The 328-nt window shown below is 60.7% G+C and carries 1 protein-coding gene; it reads right to left on the bottom strand.

Translation table 11 applies throughout. The features are described 5' to 3' along the window. Positions 1-131: 131 nt before the first annotated feature. The coding region (locus tag RVY79_RS18405; RefSeq protein WP_317465984.1) for a hypothetical protein at positions 132-328 on the bottom strand (197 nt) is incomplete at its 5' end.

A 328-nucleotide genomic window follows, 5' to 3' on the forward strand; every position in this document is an offset into this window, starting at 1 on the left:
GAACACGCCAAGCAACTCAACTTCCTTGAAAACGCCCCCGGTTGCGGACGCGTTAAAGAATGGGTAAGCCAACGCGTATGTCACCGGTACGGTGAGTGCGATCTTGATGAGGACGAGGAGGGCGTTTCGACTCATAGGCTGCGGGGCTGTCGATGCGGCTGAAAGTGCAATGCTATCAACTTGGCGGTGCCTATAGGACGGTCGTCGCCAAGACCCACCCGATCGGCCTGATGGCGCAACGGCCAAGAGGCGGTCACCTTGGGTCTGCACGGCCGCAAGCGGACACGCTGAGGGCCCTGCAGATTGGCGACATGACGGGTGCGCCTCT

It is taken from the genome of Chromohalobacter sp. HP20-39, assembly GCF_033052815.1.
Taxonomy (GTDB): Bacteria; Pseudomonadota; Gammaproteobacteria; order Pseudomonadales; family Halomonadaceae; genus Chromohalobacter.